We start from the raw sequence: 19,065 nt of genomic DNA, 5'->3' as shown, positions 1-19,065 counted from the left end.
TAATTTTTAATTTTAGGTACAAAAATACACAAATTATTACGTGAGAAGTCAACTTTAGCTAATTAAACTACGTTATTCATCCGTAAACTTTTATTTTTGTATATTGTTCAAATATAAAATGACATATACAATGACAACAACACTCTTTTTACAATACCCTAAATGCAGTACTTGCCAAAAAGCCGCTAAATGGCTTAAAGAAAATAATGTAGAAGTAAACAGCAGAGACATTACCAAAGAAAATCCGTCGAAGGCAGAATTGTCTGAATGGATAAAGAAAAGCGGACTTCCTATTTCCAGATTTTTCAATACTTCGGGGAGAATCTATAAAGAGAATAATCTCAAAGATAAGGTGAAATCAGCATCGCAAGAAGAATTACTAGATATACTATCTTCTGACGGAATGGTAGTAAAACGTCCGATTGTAGTAGGAAAAGATTTTGTTTTGGTCGGATTTAATGAGGAAGAATGGATTCAGAAGCTGAAATAATATTTTTTTTGTGATAGAGCTATTGGATCATAAACATATAAATGAAATTATGTGGCTGATACAAAATGTAGTAACAGCCATGAGACAGAATGGGCTCGATCAGTGGGACGAGATATACCCTTCTATAAATGAGATAGAAGAGGATCTTGAATCCGGATGCGCTTTTGGCTTTTTTGATAATGACAATTTAACTGCATATTTTGCATTAAATGATAAATATTCTCCTGAATATAATTTTGTTGACTGGAAAACTACAGGGAAAAATTTAATAGTACACAGGTTGTCGGTAGATCCGCAGCAACAAGGTAAAGGTATTGCAAAAAAGTGTATGCTATTTGCCGAACAATATGCAAGAGAAAATGATTATAATTCTATCCGGTTGGATGCTTTTTCTGAAAATAAGATTGCATTAAGATTATATGAAAGCTTAGGATATGAGAAAATTGGAATAGTATATTTCCGCAAAGGAAAATTTTATTGCTATAAAAAAGAAATAGGATAACAAGTTTATCTATGGAAGTAGAAAAAGAAAATACACAAGAAGAATTGCAGCCAAAGAAGAAAAGCTTGATGAAGAAGTTTTTCAAAGTTCTGATGTATATAGTTCTATCGCTGATAGGTCTTAATATTCTTCTTTATGTACTTCTTTCTATTCCTTTTGTTCAACAGAAAGTTGCTAACTATGCGGTAGATATTCTAAAAAATACACTGAAAACAGAAGTTTCCATCGATGAAGTTCGTCTTAGCCTTTTCAATCATGCAACCCTAAATGGCATATATATAGAAGATCAAGCAAAAGACACATTGCTCTATGCCAAACACGTGGATGTAAAGCTAAGTCCGTGGCAATTAATCAAGAGCAATACATTAGCCATTACAAGTATAAGCCTTGATGATTTTCTTATCAACGTTAATAAAAAAGATAGTGTTAGCGATTTCAATTTTCAGTTTATTATAGATGCTTTTTCGAGAGATACGGTTAAAACGGATACAACAAAAAGTACACTGAAGATTGTCATCACGGATGTTGATATAAAAAATGGCAGGCTGAATTATGATGTTCTTTCCGACTCGGTAACGCCCCACCTATTCAATGCTTCTCATATCTCATTATACGATCTGAATATTAATCTTGATCTGAATTCTATTGACCCTGATAGATTGGATATTGCATTAAATAATCTTTCGGCGAAAGAAATGACCGGTCTTGAAATTAAAACGCTGGAGGGACAGCTCTATTCGGATAAATCGCAACTTTGGGTAGATAATTTATCTTTAAACCTACCTAATTCGCATCTCAGAACCGATAAAGTGAGGTATAACTTATCCACGTCCGAATTTGAAGTTCAAACGGAGAGTGCTGAGATATCTCCGATTGACTTATTGTCTTTTCTTCCTCAGTTGAAGTTTCTAAAGAATAACATTATTCTCTCTACGACTATTAAAGGAACATTACCTGCCGTAAATGTTGAAAATATAAATATTGCTTATGGCAATGATGCATTATTAGAAGCAAAGGCTTCAATCTCAAATTATGAGAGATATGGAAGTGCCGATATTTTCCTTTCGATCGATAAATTCAAGGCTTCTTCCTCGGCTGTCACTTCTTTTGCGAGAGTTGGAGATTCTACTTTTATAGCTCCTGACATATTCAGAGAGCTTGGAGATCTTTACCTGAAAGGAAATGTAAAGGGACAATTGAGCAAGTTTAAGCTGGATGCTGAGGCTTGGTGCCGTCAGGGAGCTATCACGGCGAAGGCAAGCGGAGGGGCAGATAGCATATTTTCACGCTTCAATGTTGCTGCAACATTAAATACCCAGAACTTCAATCTAGGCAAATTGCTGGGAGATACTTTGGGGTTGAAGCGTTTATCAGCTAAGATAGACGTGAGAGCAAGACAGTCCGAAAAAGGACCACTGATAGCACAACTGCAAGGTGAAATTGCATCTATACAGTATGGAAAAGATACCTATCGAAACATTCCTTTCGATGCTTATTATAATGCGGCAGAAATGGGAGCATCGGCAAATCTAAATTCTCCCGTAGGGAAAGTATATGCAAAGGCAAGTATGACCCAGGCACGAGTGCCCGACATTAATCTGAGACTGAAAGTAGACACCCTGCATATCGATCGCTTCTATAAAGATGAAAACTGGGTTAATCCACGTTTATCCCTTGTGCTGGAAGGAAGTATGAAAGGGTTGGATATAGATCAGATGGAAGGAAAGGCTGTAATTGACAGTCTTAATCTGTACGATACTAATTTTAACTTCAAGCCCGGAAAGTTTACATTAGAAATGGGTAAAAGGACAGAGAATGATAAATTTATAAAACTGACATCTTCTCTTCTTACCGCTAATATTGATGGGCAATATAAATTCACATCTCTTTCGGACGAGTTTTCTGAATTGATGAATAAGTACCTTCCGGCAGTTTTCCCGAAAGTAAAAAGGGTAAAAAAAGATCAGAATAATTTCACTTTCAATCTAACGGCAAATAACACCGAAGAGCTAGGTCGGATATTATCACTGCCTGTTGATGTTATTGAACCTGCAAGTATAAGCGGGAGGATAAATACAATAGATAATGTAATAACCGCTAAAGGAAATATTCCATATGTCAAATTTGGAGAATATGATATAAAAAGTACGACCATTGATGTAATTAATCTCGACTCTGCTTTTAATATTTCCGCCGGAAGTGACATTCTTATGCAAAAAGGTATGTATTCATTGGCCTTAAATGTCAGGGGTGCAAATAATGTAATGCGTTCTGTAGTCAATGTAATGAGTGATAAAACGAATATAGATATTGGCGGAAAAGTAGATGTATTAGCACAGTTTAGCAGAGATGAGAAGAATGAATTACTCTCTTATCTGAAGGTCAGCCCGTCTGATATAATGATAGATAAGCTGGCTCTAAATCTACTTCCCGCAGAAGTCTGGAATAAAGGCGAGCGTACCGAAGTTCACAATTTGGGAATAGGTGTCAACAAGAAAAAATATATCGGATTGAACGGAGTTATTTCCAAAGAAGTAGGGGATAGCTTGAATATTGATTTCAACCATGCTGAGATAGGGGAATTGTTAGAAGCATTTGACATAAAAAATATCAGAGGATGTATACATGGAAATGTACTGATGACAAAAATGCTTGATCAACCCGAACTCTATACACGTAATCTGGAAATAGGAGATATTGTAATATTCGCAGATACCTTGGGAACAATGACTGTAGATAGTCATTGGAGTGATAGCTACGGAGGGGTAAGGTTAGATGCTATATTGGCAAAAGGAGATAAAACTTTTGCCGAGGTAGACGGTACGGTATATACCAATCAGGATTCTCTCGATTTGCAGGTCAGAATGCAGCAAATGCCACTCAGATGGATGCAGCCATTTGTTGCCGATATGCTAAACAAGATAGATGGAAGTATCAGCACCAATCTGATGATAGAAGGATCGACTAAAGCTCCTAAAGTTCGGGGATTTCTCGGGTTTAACGATACTCAGATAGGAGTGGATTATACGAATGTAGTTTATACCATATCCGATACTATACGTGTTAGTCCCGATAAGATAGGGTTTGATAATCTTACCTTAAAAGATAGTAGGGGAAATACGGCCAATGTAAATGCTACGTTGACTCACAAGAATTTTGGAGATATGAAGTATCAGCTTGATATGCGAATGGATAAGCTGATGGTACTAGATACGGAACATCGCACAGACAGTTTATTTTATGGCCGGGTATTTGCATCCGGGCAGGTGAAAATAACAGGTGATGACAAGAATATAAATTTGGATATGCAGATAAAGAATGATAAAAATTCAACTCTGAATATTCTATTGCCTCAGCGATCAGAAGCTTCTGATTACAAGAGTATTGTTTACATAAATGTTCCCGAAGAAAAATTGAAAAACACGATTGGTAATATCGTGAAAGATGCCCCTCTGCCTATTAAGTTGAGAGTCAGGCTTGATGTGACGCCGGATATTAATCTGGGAATAGTTATTGATCCGCTTACAGGAGATCAAATGCATGCCAAAGGAGCAGGACGAATAGATTTTACATATGATATGCAGAGTGAAAATATGTTTGCATATGGAGACTATACACTGAGTGACGGCTCTGTTCGGCTAAATCTGCAAGGAATAAAAAAGCTTGACTTTAAGATACAGGATGGTAGTAAGCTCAACTTTACAGGAGATCCTTTGAAGACGAAGTTTAATATAACGGCTTATCGGAGAGTAAGAGCCAACTTGAATACATTAGACAATAGTTTTGCTCTTAATGGAACTACAACGAAAGTAGATGTTGATTGTATTCTTAAAATAACGGGCAATATAGATAAGATGGATGTGTCTTATAATATTAGTCTTCCGGGTGCTGATGACGACACAAGACAGAGGATAAACAGCTTGATTAGTACCGATGAGCAAAGGGTGCGACAGTTTGCGTCCTTAGTTGCCACAGGGTCATTCTATTCAAGTATGGGAAATAGTGGTGTTAACTTCACAAATAGCTTGTGGTCGTCACTTGCTTCCAGTACCCTTTCGGCAGGATTGACGGCATTGGTGGGTAACATGCTAGGCGATAAGTGGCAAATAGGGGCCAATGTAGAATCTGATGACGGCTCATTATCGAATATGGACATGAGTGTGAATCTTTCTCGTAAATTCTTGGACGATAGATTGACATTTAATACGAACTTGGGAATGCGTACAGATCATGCAACATCTGCTGACAATTCTTTTATTGGCGACTTTGATTTAGAATATCAATTAAGCTCTTTGTGGACTCTCAAGGCGTATAGCCATATGAATAATCAGTTTTATCGTCAAGCACCTACTACGCAAGGGGTAGGGATAGAGTACAGTAAAGAGGCTGCAACATTGAAGCGATTGTTCCAATCTTTCAAGCCGAGAAGGCGTAGGGTACAGCAGCAACAGACAGAAAATGGAGCCGCACAAACACCATTGCCCAGCGATTCGACACAGGTAAAAGTAGAACGGCAACCTATTATAAATGAACAAAAAAAGAAACAGTAAATAAGCTATTTACTGTTTCTTTTTTATGATATATATGTTTTATTATTGGTTCAATTTTTCTTTCAAGAAGCGACCTGTATAAGATTCTTTGCATTCAACGACTTGCTCGGGTGTGCCTTCGCAAACAATGTTCCCACCGTCTTTTCCTCCTTCAGGACCAATGTCAATGATATGATCGGCATATTTGATTACATCCATGTTGTGTTCTATAATAACTATTGTATGCCCTCTTTTAATCATAGAATCGAAGGCTTTCAGTAATGTTTTTATATCATGGAAGTGAAGACCTGTGGTTGGCTCGTCAAAAATAAAGAAAGTCGGTTCCGGCTTCTCATCGGCTAAATGGAAAGCAAGCTTTACCCGCTGATTTTCTCCTCCCGACAGAGAGGAAGAAGACTGACCTAGTTTGACATAACCCAGACCCACGTCTTGTAGTGGTTTCAGGCGTTTTACTATTTTCTTTTCGGTATTGCCTTTTCCTCCTTCAAAGAATTCGATCGCCTGATCGATTGTCATTTCCAATACCTCATAGATATTTACGCCTCTGTATTGTACATCCAGTATATCCTGTTTAAATCTTCGTCCTTTACATACTTCGCATTCGAGCATCACATCTGCCATGAATTGCATCTCTACCAGAATCTTACCTTCACCGGCACACTCTTCACATCTTCCCCCTTCTACATTGAAAGAGAAATAAGCGGGAGTAAAATGCATCTGTTTGGCAAGCGGTTGCTCGGCAAAGAGTTTTCGTATTTCATCGTAAGCCTTGATATATGTAACCGGATTTGAACGAGACGAACGGCCAATCGGGTTTTGATCGACCATTTCGATTTCTTTTATCAAGTTGAGATCACCTTCCAGTCCATTGTATTGTACGATTTGGTCTCCTTTTCCTTTATAATGACGCTCCAATGCGGTATAGAGCACATCTGTAACCAGCGATGATTTTCCGGAGCCACTCACCCCTGTTATTACGGTCATTACATTCAAAGGAAACTTTACATTGATATTTTTAAGGTTGTTTTGTCGTGCCCCTTTCACTTCAATGTAATTGTTCCATTTACGGCGAATTTTCGGAACTTCTATTTTCTCTTCTGCATTCAGGTAGCGTACCGTATAGCTGCCGGTATGCTTGCGAAGTCCATCTACATCTCCTTGATATACGACTTCTCCTCCCAGGCGTCCCGCCTTAGGGCCTATGTCTATTATATAGTCTGCTGCACGTATTATTTCTTCATCATGCTCCACTACTACCACTGTATTGCCAATGGCTTTTAGTTCTTGCAGGACGTTAATCAATAGGTCTGTATCTCTGGAATGCAAGCCGATACTTGGCTCATCTAATATATATAACGAGCCCACAAGGCTACTGCCGAGAGACGTTGCTAAATTAATACGTTGGCTCTCTCCGCCTGACAATGAATTCGAAAGACGGTTTAAGGTAAGATACCCCAGTCCTACATTAACGAGGTACTGAACTCGTACATTTATATCAGTCAATAGGCGTTTGGCGATTGCAGCGTCTGTTTCGTCCAATTCTAAGTTTTGGAAAAACTCTTGTAATTCTGTAATAGGCATCAGAACCAAATCAGCGATGGTCTTTCCTGCCACTTTTACATACAGAGCTTGAGGTTTTAGCCGTGCTCCTTTACACGAAGGGCATGTAGTTTTTCCACGATAGCGAGCCAGCATAACACGATATTGAATCTTGTACTGGTTTTCTTCAACCATCTGAAAAAATGCGTCAATCCCATGTAGCCCTATAGTACCGTGCCACAATAGATCTTTTTCTTTATCCGATAGTTCAAAGTAAGGTCTGTGTATAGGAAAATCATAGCGGGCTGCAGATTGGATGAACTCCTTTTTCCATTCGCTCATTTTTTCACCTTTCCAGCATACGACAGCATCTTCATAAACAGACAAGCCTTTGTTGGGGATAACCAGATCTTCGTCAATACCCATTACTTTTCCAAATCCTTCGCATACAGGACAAGCACCTACAGGACTGTTGAAGCTAAACATCAGATCGCTGGGTTCTTCAAATTGAATTCCATCAGCTTCGAAATGTTTAGAAAAATTGAACATTTGGATTTTATCACCCGTATAAAAGCGGACGATACAATCTCCTTCACCTTCGTAAAAAGCTGTTTCTATGGATTCCGAAAAACGACTGATATTCGCAGAATCTTTATCACATGTAAGGCGGTCGATCAGAAGAAGCAGATCATCCGGGTTTAAGTCTTTCTTTGACGCTATTAAATCTTCTATTCGCTCAAATTGACCTGAGATTTCAACTCTGGAGAATCCTTCTTTGAGTAATATCTCCAACTGTTCGGTCAGTGTTCTGTCATTCCGAAGGATTATCTTAGTCAATATGGCTAAACGGGTATCTTCGGGGAAGGAGAGCATCTTTTCTACAATGTCGCTTACCTGATGCTTTTTCACCACCTCACCTGATACCGGAGATACCGTCTTTCCGATGCGGGCAAATAGTAATCGCAGGTATTCGTATATTTCTGTAGATGTCCCTACTGTTGATCGGGGGTTGCGTGCACTTACTCGTTGTTCGATGGCTATCGCAGGTGGAATCCCTTTAATATAGTCACTTTCGGGTTTGTTCATCCTGCCAAGAAACTGACGGGCGTATGAGGATAGGCTCTCTACATAACGGCGTTGTCCCTCCGCATAGAGCGTATCAAATGCCAAAGAAGATTTTCCTGAACCCGAAACACCTGTGATAACAATAAATTTATTTCGAGGGATTTCGACATCTATATTTTTAAGGTTGTTAACCCTTGCTCCTTTTATGAAAATATTTTTTTCTGCTGCCATAGTTCTAAAAAATGGATACAAAAATACGAAAAATTAAGCGCATATTTATACTCATTACAAACTTTGACATAAAAGGAAAAAGCCATCCTTTTTTAGAGAATGGCTTTTTACAATATTGACAAACAGCTTTTTATTTTGTTATCTTGCTGAATGTATCAACTCGTATGGCTTTCTTGATATCGGCTTTGTCTATTTCCAGTTTTTCCGCAACCTTTTCTTTTACATCTTCCGAAGCAATAATATCAGTATTTTTATAAGATAATGCTTGTAAACTTTGCTCATGCTTCAGTGTTAGGATATTATCTTTCAATGTGTATTTACCTTCTATTTCTACCATTTCCTTGTTGACAGCTATCTTGGCTTTGAATGTGCTGTCGAGTTTGAATGTATATACGTTATTTGCAGCATCATTCATTTCTTTAATCGCAGCTACTACTTTTTCTTTTATCTCCGGCTTAGTAACCTCTACTTCGGCATCCGTTTTTGTATGTTTCCATGTGCCGGAAATCACAGATACATCATTACCGTTGTCTTTATTGTCGTCATCGCTACACGACATAGCACCAAAACTAAAAATAGAAGCACACAAAGCTAATCCTAGAATCTTTCTAAGTTTCATAATTTATTTCTTTATAATTAACAAATAATTTTTTACTCAAAGAGTGATATCAACCTCTAAAAAGAAACCTCCGGATTTGTTTCTTTTAAAAAGATGATCGGGACACGCTTTTCGTTGCATAAGCGAATCCTTATAAAGCTTAAAAAAGGTTTAGGTTATGGAAATAATGGGTGTAGCGTATTTATTATAAGCTAATTGCGAAAATTACTTGGGATCATCTTTTTTCTTAAGTAATTCGTCTCGGAGCAAGGATGCCAGTTCGTAGTCTTCTCCGTCAATAGCATCTTTAAGAAGGCTCTCCAATTCTTCTTCGTTTAATAAGGAGTAATCCAGTGCCAAATTATCTTTTTCGTTTTCCGACGCATTATCTTCCGACGTGTTGTCATCAAATACAACCGCCTGTTCTTGCATAATAATTTCGGAGGTATATACCGGTGATTTGGTTCTTAAGGCAATGGCTATTGCGTCCGATGTTCGTGATTCTATTTCTATTATTTCTGTTCCCTGGCGTAGTATCATTTTAGAGAAAAATACACCATCTTCATATTTGTAAATATTCACCTCGAGCAGTAGAATACCAAGCTGTGCCAATAAAGTCTGAAAGAGATCATGTGTTAATGGACGAGGAGGGATTGACCCCTGTAGTTTGAAAGCGATAGATTGGGCTTCAGGTGTGCCTATAACGATCATTAAGCGGCGTAACCCATCTTCTTCAGCCAATACTAGTCCATACGTTCCGGATTGAGACTGGTTGAAAGAAAAGCCAAGCACAGATAGTTTTATTTTGTTTTCCATTTATATTTCAAAATTATATATTTATTTCATTACTTTGATACAAAGCCCCGTTGTTTTAAAACATTTTACTTTCAGAATATCTCTAGATTCTATTTTTTTGAGATTTTCTTATGTTAATAGCAAAATTTATTTTATTTTGCATTGATTTTGGTATATAACAAAATAATAAGACAATAACACAAATTAAGGGGTGCCCTATAAACTTATAAACTACACAAGGATGAGAAGACTATTTCTGATTCTTTTCTTCTTATTAGCAGTATCTACCGTCAATGCTTTTAGCATAGACAGTATATACGTGAAACAATACAACAGAGTACACTACTTCTGCTCTGATTCTGTTTTCTATAAATTAGCTCATCATGGATTTATTAAAAGCGTGGATGACTTGTCGGATTATTACGAGGATATATTTAATTATCTTCCTTTAGACAAACAGCTTAAGGAAATATCAAGGGTAAGGCAAGATGCAAAGAAGTATAATTCATCAGAGTTGGATATAGAAGCAGACTATATGTATGCTTTAGTTCTACCCGTGCGTGAGAATAATGATATCTCTTACAAAATAGCCAAAATGGAGGAGGTTGTTAAAAAGGCAGAGAGACAAAACAATATAGTAATGAAAATTAGGGCGATGGAAGCCATATTTAATATATATTGGAAGTCTTCTTTATATGCTAAAGCCTTTGCTCAAACTTACGTTATAGACGAACAACTAAAAAATATCACCGGTGAAGAATATCCCGGAAGAGGGTATGCTTATTATCAAATAGGGAGGGCATATTACTTTTTTCGTAACTATGATAAAGCTATCCCATATCTGCGGCAAGCTTTAAAGCCTCCAAAATATTATTTCGATCGTTCCAATTTGTTGGCACGAAATGCAATTGGCTCGTATTATAATTTGATTGGGAATATAGATTCGGCAGAGTATTATTTCAGATCGGCATATTTTAGTGTAGATAATGTAAAGCTGAAGCCGGTTATCGATGCGGTATCGCTTAGTAATATAGGAAAATGTTTGATTAGTAGAGGTAAGCCGGATGATGCAATCCCATATCTTCGTGCCGGACTAAACCGGATGCTCATGGATAATGATTATGAGCTGGCTTCTGATGTTAGTTTAGAATTAGCCAAAAGCTATCTTTTGAAGAATGATTTTAAAAAAACGAAGACCTTAATAGATTCTACTCAGCTATTTATACGAAGAACCGAAAACACAGATCTTTATCAATCATTGTATCCTCTGATGTGTTGTTATTATTCCAAAGTGGGAAATAAAGAGCTGGCACTTGCTTTTTTTGATTCCACGCTGATGATTAATAAATATTTTCAGGATAAGTATAGTAGCCTGATACTTCTAAAGGCTGAACAAGACTTATATGAGACCAAGGCTCGGGTAATGAATGAGGATATGAAAGCCAAGGAGGATGCTTTTAAATACAAAATATTCTATGGAAGCATAATTATACTGATTATTTCGGTTGGGCTTATCTTTTCTATCGTATTGTATCATAGAAATAGGATGGCATATAGGGCTCTGGTATATAAAAATCAAGAGTGGGCAAGCGAGATGTTGCCTTATGCTCCTTATGAGTCTGCGGATGTATTACAGGAAGATGACAAATCAGAAGAAAAAGCGATAGAAGAGGAGCAACCTACACAAGAAGATGTTGCTTTGATGAAAGAAGTACATGAACTAGTTTCGAAAGAAAAGATTTTTAAAAATGCTGATTTGACTTTAGATTTAATGGCTAAACAAATGAGTATAAATAGAAATTATTTGTCGAAAGCAATTAACCAAACTACAGGGAAGAATTTTAATACCTATATCAACGAATACAGAGTAAAAGAAGCTATAAAGATTTTATCAAATGAAAAGTCTGATGTCATTTCTATTGATGCTATAGCCTTTGATGTCGGGTTTAATAACCGCACATCTTTTTATCAATCCTTTAAGAAAATAACGGGACTTTCTCCGTCTGACTTCAGAAGTAATAAACCAACTGTATAAACTTCTAAAGGTCTGTCGAATAATCTTATTTTTTTATTGTAAGTTGTTGTTTGTTATGTGTTTATATATCTTGTGGTAAGGAATTATAAATATTAACCAATGTGTTGAATTTATCACTTACCTTTGATATTATTAAATTCCATAACAGAGGTCCCAACCTTAGTTAATTGAATTATTATTCTCAATTACACAACACACTTTACAAAACAAATTCAGTATGAGGGGCAAATCGAAAAAGATTTTGCCCTTTCATTTTTTTAAGAGGTAATATGATGCGTTTGTATACATGTGCTTAAGCTTTTTATGTAAATTCCCGACATACTTTGATAATTAGGATTATATGGTAAAATGTGAGGACAATCTGTAAATATTTATAAATACTTATATTTATTATGCTTATTACTAGTGTTTTATTCTATGGTAGGCTTCTGCGTGCTTTTATACAAAAAGAAAAAAGCACAGATCATTTGACCTGTGCTTTTCTGTTGTTATGGAAGAATTTTATTTTAGTTTAAATCCTACCTTCGATTTTATATCTGTTGAAGATGCACCGATGATTGCTTCAAAGTCACCATTTTCGGCAACCCAGTCATGTTTATCCGCATCAAAGAAGCTTAGGGCTGACTTGTCAATCGTGAAAGTCACCGTTTTTTCTTCTCCTGCTTTCAGGTTTATTTTTTCAAAACCTTTCAGCTCTTTTACAGGGCGGGGAAGAGATGATTTCAGATCGCTTATATACAACTGAACTATTTCTGCACCGTCTCTGCTTCCTGTATTTTTTACATTTACAGAGAATGTGATTTTTCCATCTGCTGTCATTTCTTTCTTATCAGTAGATACTTTTCCGTACTCAAAAGTAGTATAGCTAAGTCCGTGTCCGAAAGGAAATAAAGGTTTGATTTTTTCTTTATCGATCCAACGGTATCCCACGAAGATACTTTCTTTATAAGTAGCTTCTTTGTTTACACCCGGATAGTCGCCTAGCTTATGAGCTCCGTTGTCTTCGAGCTTCACTGGGAATGTGAAAGGCAGTTTTCCCGAAGGGTTTGCATCACCTGTAAGAATTGAAGCCAAAGCCGTACCTGATTCAGTACCGTTATACCATGTTTGAACAATAGCCGGAACTTCGTTTATCCAAGGCATTGCTACAGCATTACCCGAAATATTTACAACAACAAAGTTTTTGTTTGCCTTTGCCAGTTCTGAGATTACTTTATCCTGACCATAAGAGAGGCTCAATGATTCGCGGTCATTGCCTTCACTATCCTGTCTGTCACTTTTGTTTAATCCTCCGATAAATATAACCAGATCAACGTTCTTGGCAAGGCTTGTTGCTTCTGCTATCAGTTCGCTTGCTGAGCGTGAGTCGTGAAGGTCTCTCTTTAGTTTTACGCCGTTGTATTCGCTTGTAGGGTCACCTACATAGCCACGTGCATATATAACTTCCACTTGTGTTCCCACACGATTGATTATTCCGTCCAGCGGAGAAATTTCATATTTAGCTTTTAATGAAGAGCTGCCTCCTCCTACTGTCATTGGCTTAATTGCGTTTTCTCCAACTACGAGTATTTTTTTCGTTTTATTCAGATCGATTGGTAATACACCGTTGTTGTTCTTCAACAATACAATTCCTTCTTCTGCTATTTTGCGTCCTGCCGCTGCATGCTCCGGTGTTCCAAAAGAGCCCCAAGGACGTTTCGTGTTCATTGTAGTACGGAATGCAAGACGAAGAATATTACGAACTTTTTTGTCTACTTCTTCTACCTTTACTTCTCCCGATTGTAATAGTTTCAAGAATGGTTTTGCCAGGTAATAATTGTCATAGGCATTGCTTGCCCCTTCGCTCAGTCCATCAGTCCACGAACCGAATTCCATATCCAGACCATGATAAATAGCTTCCTTTGTGCTGTTTACTCCACCCCAGTCGGATACAACCACTCCATCAAAGCCCCACTCTCCTCGTAAAATGTCATTCAGTAAATATTGGTTGTGGCAAGCCCATTGTCCTTTATATCTGTTATATGCACCCATTATAGCCCAAGCTTTTCCTTCTTGCACAGCTGCTTTGAAAGCCGGAAGGTATATCTCGTATAGTGCACGATCATCTACATTTACATTTACTGTATGACGATCTATCTCCTGATTGTTGAGAGCATAATGTTTTACACATGCTGCTACTCCATTGGCCTGTACTCCCTGTATATAAGGTACTACCATATGTGAAGCCAGATAAGGATCTTCTCCCATATACTCGAAGTTTCTTCCATTGAGTGGCGTACGGTAGATATTTACTCCCGGACCAAGTAGTATATTCTTGTTACGATATCGAGCTTCTTCTCCGATGCTTTTTCCGTACAGTGCAGACATATCTTTACTCCATGTTGCAGCCAGGCATGTAAGAGCCGGAAAAGCGATACACGAATCGTTAGTCCATCCGGCCTGATCCCACTCATCCCACAAAACTTCGGGGCGAATACCGTGAGGACCATCTGTTGCCCAATTCTCAGGAATGCCTAAACGGGGAACTCCTGCCGAACTGAATTTAGATTGTGCATGGCACATGGCGACTTTTTCTTCCAGAGTCATTCTGGAGAGCGCATCTTCAACTCGTTGTTCAATAGGTTTTGTTTCATCTAAATAGATAGGTGTTTTGTTTTGCCCTATCATATTTAAGCTTATAGCACCCATGATTAGGATACCTAACAGCGTTATTCCTCTTTTCAGCATAAGTATGTAATTAATAATTTAGTATTTTCTTCTTTTTGCAAAAATTGGTCGCAAATATAATCTTTTTATTATTCAGCTTTTAATATTTCAACCGATTCATTTCCAAATGCACGAAATTACAGAACTCGCCGGTACGTTGTAGCTGAATGATTTGTTTCCAAGTTGTACTGTAACAGTGTGCTGTGCAGGGGTGTCATTTAGCAATACGATAGAATAGGTTTTGTCGGGATTCTCAAATGCCGAATAATAGATCCCTTCTACTGTTTGTCCTTCCGACTTAATGCGATGGCTACCCGGTTTTATAACTTTTGACAGATGAGCCATTGTATAGTAATGACTATTTTTGTCTGTTGTTTTATAATCGTTAGAGTCTATCGTGATGCAACCCAAACAAATATCACATCCGCCCGGACGGTCGGGGCCATGCTTGTCGTCAAGCATATAGTTCCACATGATAACTGCTTTGTTATAGTTGTTGATCGTACCGATACAAACCTCACGCATGTTCCACATCAAGTCTTTTGCAAATGAATATCCTTCACCCCAAAGCCCGATTGACATTTCTGTGAAATATAAATTCTTGTCAGGACGGCCGTTGTGAATCTTCAGCAACTCCTCTTTATCACCACCATAAGCATGAAAAGCAGCACCATCGATATATTTTGCAGCATCCGCGTCTTCATATATTTTCAGTGGATATTGTTTCTGATCGAAGTTTTCGGCTTTATCTTCATCGTAGTTGTAATTATGATCATACACCAATATTTTAGTTTTTATGCCTGCTTTTTCAAATGCCGGGCCTAATGCAGATTTTACAAAATCTCGTTGTTCCTGCCAAGTCATATATAGAGACATGGAATTACCTCTATTCAACGGCTCATTTTGTATTGTTACAGCATCTATCTTGAAGCCTTCTGCTTCCATTACCTGAATATATTTTACAAAGTAGGCAGCATAATCTTGATAATATTTAGGATTTAACTGTCCGCTTGTCCAAGAGTCGAAAGGTTTTAGTTCTTGCAGGTTGTTTACCTTCATCCATTTAGGGCAAGACCAAGGAGAGGCCATAATTTTCACATCCGGATTAATCGCCTTTATTTCTTTCAGAATCGGAAACAGATCGCGTTTGTCATATTCATGCATAGCGAAATTTTCTATTCCCGGTTTGTCACAATATGTGTATTCGTCTAACGAAAAGTCCGAAGCCCCCAGTGATATGCGGATATAGCTGTATCCGTACCCATTCACCGGATCGAATGTTTCTTTCAGTAGTGTAGTTCTGTCCTCGGCTGTCATCTTTAAAAGATTATAACAACTTGACCCGGTTATGGCTGCACCAAAACCGTCCATTTCCTGATATTTCTCTTCAGGATATAGTGTTATTATATTGTCAGTAGCTTTTGTGTCTGATTTAGCAGAAAACGCTACCGAGTCTTTTTGCATTGTCTTTTCTTTATCTGCCGTAGTAGTGTATATTTCTACATACTCCTTCTTCTCGGTACAAGAGAATAAGATAGAACAGAAAAGCGCTGCGTAAACAATTTTTTTCATGAGCATTTAAATTATTCAAATTTCAAAAAGGAGTCTGCATAGAATGAATTCTATACAGACTCCACCAAACAATCTTATTTCAATATAAATGACGCAATAGCCAAATTCGGAACGTTGTACACGAACCGTTTGCTTGTTGCTTGATCTTTTACTGTAAGATTAATACTATTGCCGGATTTGTTGACAATCACAAGGCCTTTGCTGCCATCAGGATTTAAGAAAGCAGTAGCTGTAACTCCATCAGGAAGTGTCCCAAGAAATGAAGTACTAATCATTTTTGCTCCGCTTCGGCATACCTTACCAAAGTGCCCTAATAGATAATATTCGAGCTCTTTCTTATATACATCTCCATCTATAGTTACAATTCCTCTGCAATCTTCGCAAAATACTCCTCCCGGAGTAACGGGGCCATGTTGCGAATTAAGCGCAACGTTGAACATCATATAGTTGCTAGATCCGTTTTGTATACATGGTACAAGAAAGTCTGTAAGATAATAGAATAGGGTTTCCATTTCTGTACCTGTATTCCATCCTCCTCCTGATAATTCTGTTTCGTATATACTTTTATCAGGAAATTCTGCTTTAACAGGATTGATAGCCGATGGATTCCCTGCATAACCATGAAATGCTGTTCCGGCGATATATTGATTTGCGGTAGCATCTCGTAATACGTTGATTGCGTAGTTGTAAATATCGAAGTTGTGGTCTAGTATTAATATTTTAGTTGTAATACCCGCCGTTTTGAATTTAGGGCCAAGATATTTTCCTATTATTTCTGCTTGTTCCTGCCATGACATTTTCATAGAAGGGTGCACGCCTGATTCGAAATCGGCTTCGTTTTGCAATGTAATAGCATCAATTGTAATTCCTTCAGCTTTCATTGCCTCTACATATTTTACAAAATAGGTGGCATAAGCATCATATACTTCAGGTCCTTTAAGTTTGCCTTTATTTAATTGTCCACTACTCTTCATCCATGCCGGAGGTGACCATGGGCTCGCTATCAGCTTAATTTTAGGATTAATGGCTAGTATCTCTTTCAATACAGGTAATAAATCACGCTTGTCTATTTCAGGAATTGCAAAATTTTCTATTCCCTCCTTATCACAATATGTATATAATGCCATCGAAAAATCGGAAGCTCCAATACATAGCCTTAAGCTTTCTAATCCTGCACCTTCTTTCGGATCGAACAGCTCTTTGAGGACCTTTGCCCGAGCTTCGGCACTCATTTGTTGGAGGAGATATGCCGATGAGCCTGTAAGACCACCACCAAATCCATCTATTGTTTGATATTTCACAGTGGGATCGAGGCGTAATACAACGTCTGTAATGTCATTCGAATACTTGATCGGAAGCTCTTTCATCATATAAACTTTCGATTGAGTAGTCAGCCACATTCTTACGTCATTATTCTCCGTAGGCCCATTCTGATCATCATCTGTTGATCCCGGATCGGTATTGTGATCGGTGCATGCTATAGCCAGAAGCAGAGATAATACAGGTATTAAATATTTTTTCATGTTTTTTTATCTTTTATTATTGGCCTGTACTTTTTTCGTACAGGCCAATAAGGATCTAAGTTGTGCTTAATTTAAGGAAGAGTCACACTCTCTGCTGTAACTACCTTAGTTGCCAGATTGATCGTTATTTTATAGTTCCCTGATACCGCTCCTTCTGCAGCATACCAGTTACCATCAGTCTTCCCTAAATCTGTATCTTTGGCCAAGATAGAAGGCATCGTGAAGTTTGTTGATTTCTTCTCATTAGCCCATGATCTGTTTTCAAATGGTTTGAAGTTCGCTTTAGATGCATCGAAGTAGACTACAGCCTGATATGTGTCTGCTGCAACTTTACGGAAAACAATAGCTTGCAATGGGGCGTTGAAATCCCATGTTGTATGTGCTCCGGGTTTCACTTTCGACGGATAACCAAGACCTTCTCCGGCGGCAAGCAATACGTTTGGATATTCTCTTACCGAAGGATCTATTATGGCTACTTTGCGAGTTTCGCTATAATACAGATCATAGCTTCCTGTGTCGCCAATAAATTTGATCTTATCGTCAGCTGTACGTACAAAGTAATTGAGATCATATACAATATCTGTAGAAGCAAGATCGGCGAATAGGTTTATTTCCTGATCTTTCTCAAATGTGCGTGATAGTTTCTTAAAAGCTTCACCACTCGCTGTTACATCCCCAAAGTTATCTATTACAAGGTCGTTAGGATTGTATTTATCTCCGGCTAAGCTTGTTGTAAACTTATAGTTGTCAAATACAATATTTGTAATATAGTCAATACTTGTGTTTGCAGTAGTAATATAGTCACCGGTTTCATCTACCAATTGAACGGCTCCTGATTTACTTCCCCATACATGTCCTGAGAAATCGATCTGATTATCTGTAGTAATTTTCTCCGCAATTCTGTAACGGATACTATTTGCCTTGAGCTTAAGTTCAGATGATTTGTACTTATCAGATTTCAAAGCTTCAGGAGTTAAGGTAATTACCTGTCCATTATCCAGTACAAGATATAATTTGCTATAATAAGTCCTTTTTCCTTTCACTCCTGTGATAGTACCTGTCGTTTGATCTCCTTCAACATTTGTTAGGGTTAAAAGAACTTCAACGCTTGCATCTTCCGGCAGTTCGCTTGTATAGGCAACCTTAAATTTAGAAGATACTTCGGTGCTATTACCAGCAGTGCGTATTGATTGCTGTGCAACAAGCACGTCGTTCACTATCATTTTCATTTCCAATGTCGAAAGAGGAGTCGTAGGATCAGAAACTTTCGCCGTGATAGTAACAGAATCCCCATAAGAAAATGTAGATGGATTGATTGCCGCCGACTCAATTACCGGGGTTGAATGCGGAAATACTTTTCTTGTATCTTCTTCCTCACATGAGGCGAGGAGAATACATGAGCACAATCCGCACATAATTGCTTTATATATAGATTTCATATTTTTCTGCATTTAATTTA

At 37.8% G+C, this 19,065-nt stretch carries 11 protein-coding genes; 4 read left to right on the top strand and 7 right to left on the bottom strand.

Going from position 1 to position 19,065, the window contains the following annotated elements:
• Positions 1-130 precede the first annotated feature (130 nt).
• The 3 genes from BGO84_RS00350 to BGO84_RS00340 are packed head-to-tail and all read left to right on the top strand — an operon-like array spanning position 131 to position 5,542.
• Positions 131-490, top strand: a complete 360-nt coding sequence (locus tag BGO84_RS00350) for an arsenate reductase family protein (RefSeq protein WP_291026581.1) — start codon at positions 131-133, stop codon at positions 488-490.
• Positions 491-500: 10 nt separating this feature from the next.
• Complete coding sequence (locus BGO84_RS00345) at positions 501-992, top strand: GNAT family N-acetyltransferase (protein WP_291026579.1); 492 nt, start codon at positions 501-503, stop codon at positions 990-992.
• A gap of 11 nt (positions 993-1,003) precedes the next feature.
• Positions 1,004-5,542, top strand: a complete 4,539-nt coding sequence (locus BGO84_RS00340) for a translocation/assembly module TamB domain-containing protein (RefSeq protein WP_291026577.1) — start codon at positions 1,004-1,006, stop codon at positions 5,540-5,542.
• A gap of 42 nt (positions 5,543-5,584) precedes the next feature.
• Here BGO84_RS00340 and uvrA read toward each other — a convergent pair whose 3' ends face one another.
• The 3 genes from uvrA to BGO84_RS00325 all read right to left on the bottom strand — a co-directional run bounded on the left by uvrA (position 5,585) and on the right by BGO84_RS00325 (position 9,791).
• Entirely contained in the window at positions 5,585-8,377 is a 2,793-nt protein-coding gene (uvrA, locus tag BGO84_RS00335) for an excinuclease ABC subunit UvrA (protein ID WP_291026574.1), read from the bottom strand.
• Between the two features lie 130 nt (positions 8,378-8,507).
• A complete protein-coding gene (locus BGO84_RS00330; protein ID WP_291026572.1) occupies positions 8,508-8,996 on the bottom strand; it encodes a hypothetical protein in 489 nt (162 codons plus the stop codon).
• A gap of 204 nt (positions 8,997-9,200) precedes the next feature.
• Positions 9,201-9,791 (bottom strand): bifunctional nuclease family protein, encoded by a 591-nt coding sequence (locus BGO84_RS00325; protein WP_006841702.1) that lies wholly within the window; start codon positions 9,789-9,791, stop codon positions 9,201-9,203.
• 220 nt (positions 9,792-10,011) lie between these two features.
• On the opposite strand from BGO84_RS00325, the gene BGO84_RS00320 reads away from it, so the two are divergent.
• Complete coding sequence (locus BGO84_RS00320; RefSeq protein WP_291026570.1) at positions 10,012-11,805, top strand: helix-turn-helix domain-containing protein; 1,794 nt, start codon at positions 10,012-10,014, stop codon at positions 11,803-11,805.
• A gap of 501 nt (positions 11,806-12,306) precedes the next feature.
• Here the strand turns inward: BGO84_RS00320 and BGO84_RS00315 are convergent.
• The 4 genes from BGO84_RS00315 to BGO84_RS00300 form a co-directional block, all read right to left on the bottom strand.
• Positions 12,307-14,493 carry a glycoside hydrolase family 3 C-terminal domain-containing protein gene (locus tag BGO84_RS00315; protein ID WP_291026824.1) on the bottom strand — a complete coding sequence of 729 codons (2,187 nt, stop codon included), beginning with the start codon at positions 14,491-14,493 and terminating at the stop codon, positions 12,307-12,309.
• 135 nt (positions 14,494-14,628) lie between these two features.
• Positions 14,629-16,083: a glycoside hydrolase family 30 beta sandwich domain-containing protein gene (locus BGO84_RS00310; RefSeq protein ID WP_291026568.1), complete on the bottom strand. Its 1,455-nt coding sequence runs from the start codon at positions 16,081-16,083 to the stop codon at positions 14,629-14,631.
• 74 nt (positions 16,084-16,157) lie between these two features.
• On the bottom strand, positions 16,158-17,606 hold the full coding sequence (locus BGO84_RS00305; protein ID WP_291026566.1) for a glycoside hydrolase family 30 beta sandwich domain-containing protein: 1,449 nt from the start codon (positions 17,604-17,606) through the stop codon (positions 16,158-16,160).
• A gap of 71 nt (positions 17,607-17,677) precedes the next feature.
• Entirely contained in the window at positions 17,678-19,045 is a 1,368-nt protein-coding gene (locus BGO84_RS00300; RefSeq protein ID WP_291026564.1) for a DUF5016 domain-containing protein, read from the bottom strand.
• Between the last annotated feature and the right edge of the window lie 20 nt (positions 19,046-19,065).

Source organism: Dysgonomonas sp. 37-18 (assembly GCF_001899125.1).
GTDB lineage: Bacteria > Bacteroidota > Bacteroidia > Bacteroidales > Dysgonomonadaceae > Dysgonomonas.
The sequence above is the reverse complement of the archived record's forward strand: the minus strand, read 5'-3'. Positions and strand labels throughout refer to the sequence as shown.

Coding starts and splice junctions, on each gene's coding strand:
- BGO84_RS00305 (WP_291026566.1), bottom strand. CDS start 17,606: ATGAAAAAATATTTAATACCTGTATTATCTCTGCTTCTGGCTATAGCA.
- BGO84_RS00320 (WP_291026570.1), top strand. CDS start 10,012: ATGAGAAGACTATTTCTGATTCTTTTCTTCTTATTAGCAGTATCTACC.
- BGO84_RS00330 (WP_291026572.1), bottom strand. CDS start 8,996: ATGAAACTTAGAAAGATTCTAGGATTAGCTTTGTGTGCTTCTATTTTT.
- uvrA (WP_291026574.1), bottom strand. CDS start 8,377: ATGGCAGCAGAAAAAAATATTTTCATAAAAGGAGCAAGGGTTAACAAC.
- BGO84_RS00325 (WP_006841702.1), bottom strand. CDS start 9,791: ATGGAAAACAAAATAAAACTATCTGTGCTTGGCTTTTCTTTCAACCAG.
- BGO84_RS00315 (WP_291026824.1), bottom strand. CDS start 14,493: ATGGGTGCTATAAGCTTAAATATGATAGGGCAAAACAAAACACCTATC.
- BGO84_RS00350 (WP_291026581.1), top strand. CDS start 131: ATGACAACAACACTCTTTTTACAATACCCTAAATGCAGTACTTGCCAA.
- BGO84_RS00310 (WP_291026568.1), bottom strand. CDS start 16,083: ATGAAAAAAATTGTTTACGCAGCGCTTTTCTGTTCTATCTTATTCTCT.
- BGO84_RS00300 (WP_291026564.1), bottom strand. CDS start 19,045: ATGAAATCTATATATAAAGCAATTATGTGCGGATTGTGCTCATGTATT.
- BGO84_RS00340 (WP_291026577.1), top strand. CDS start 1,004: ATGGAAGTAGAAAAAGAAAATACACAAGAAGAATTGCAGCCAAAGAAG.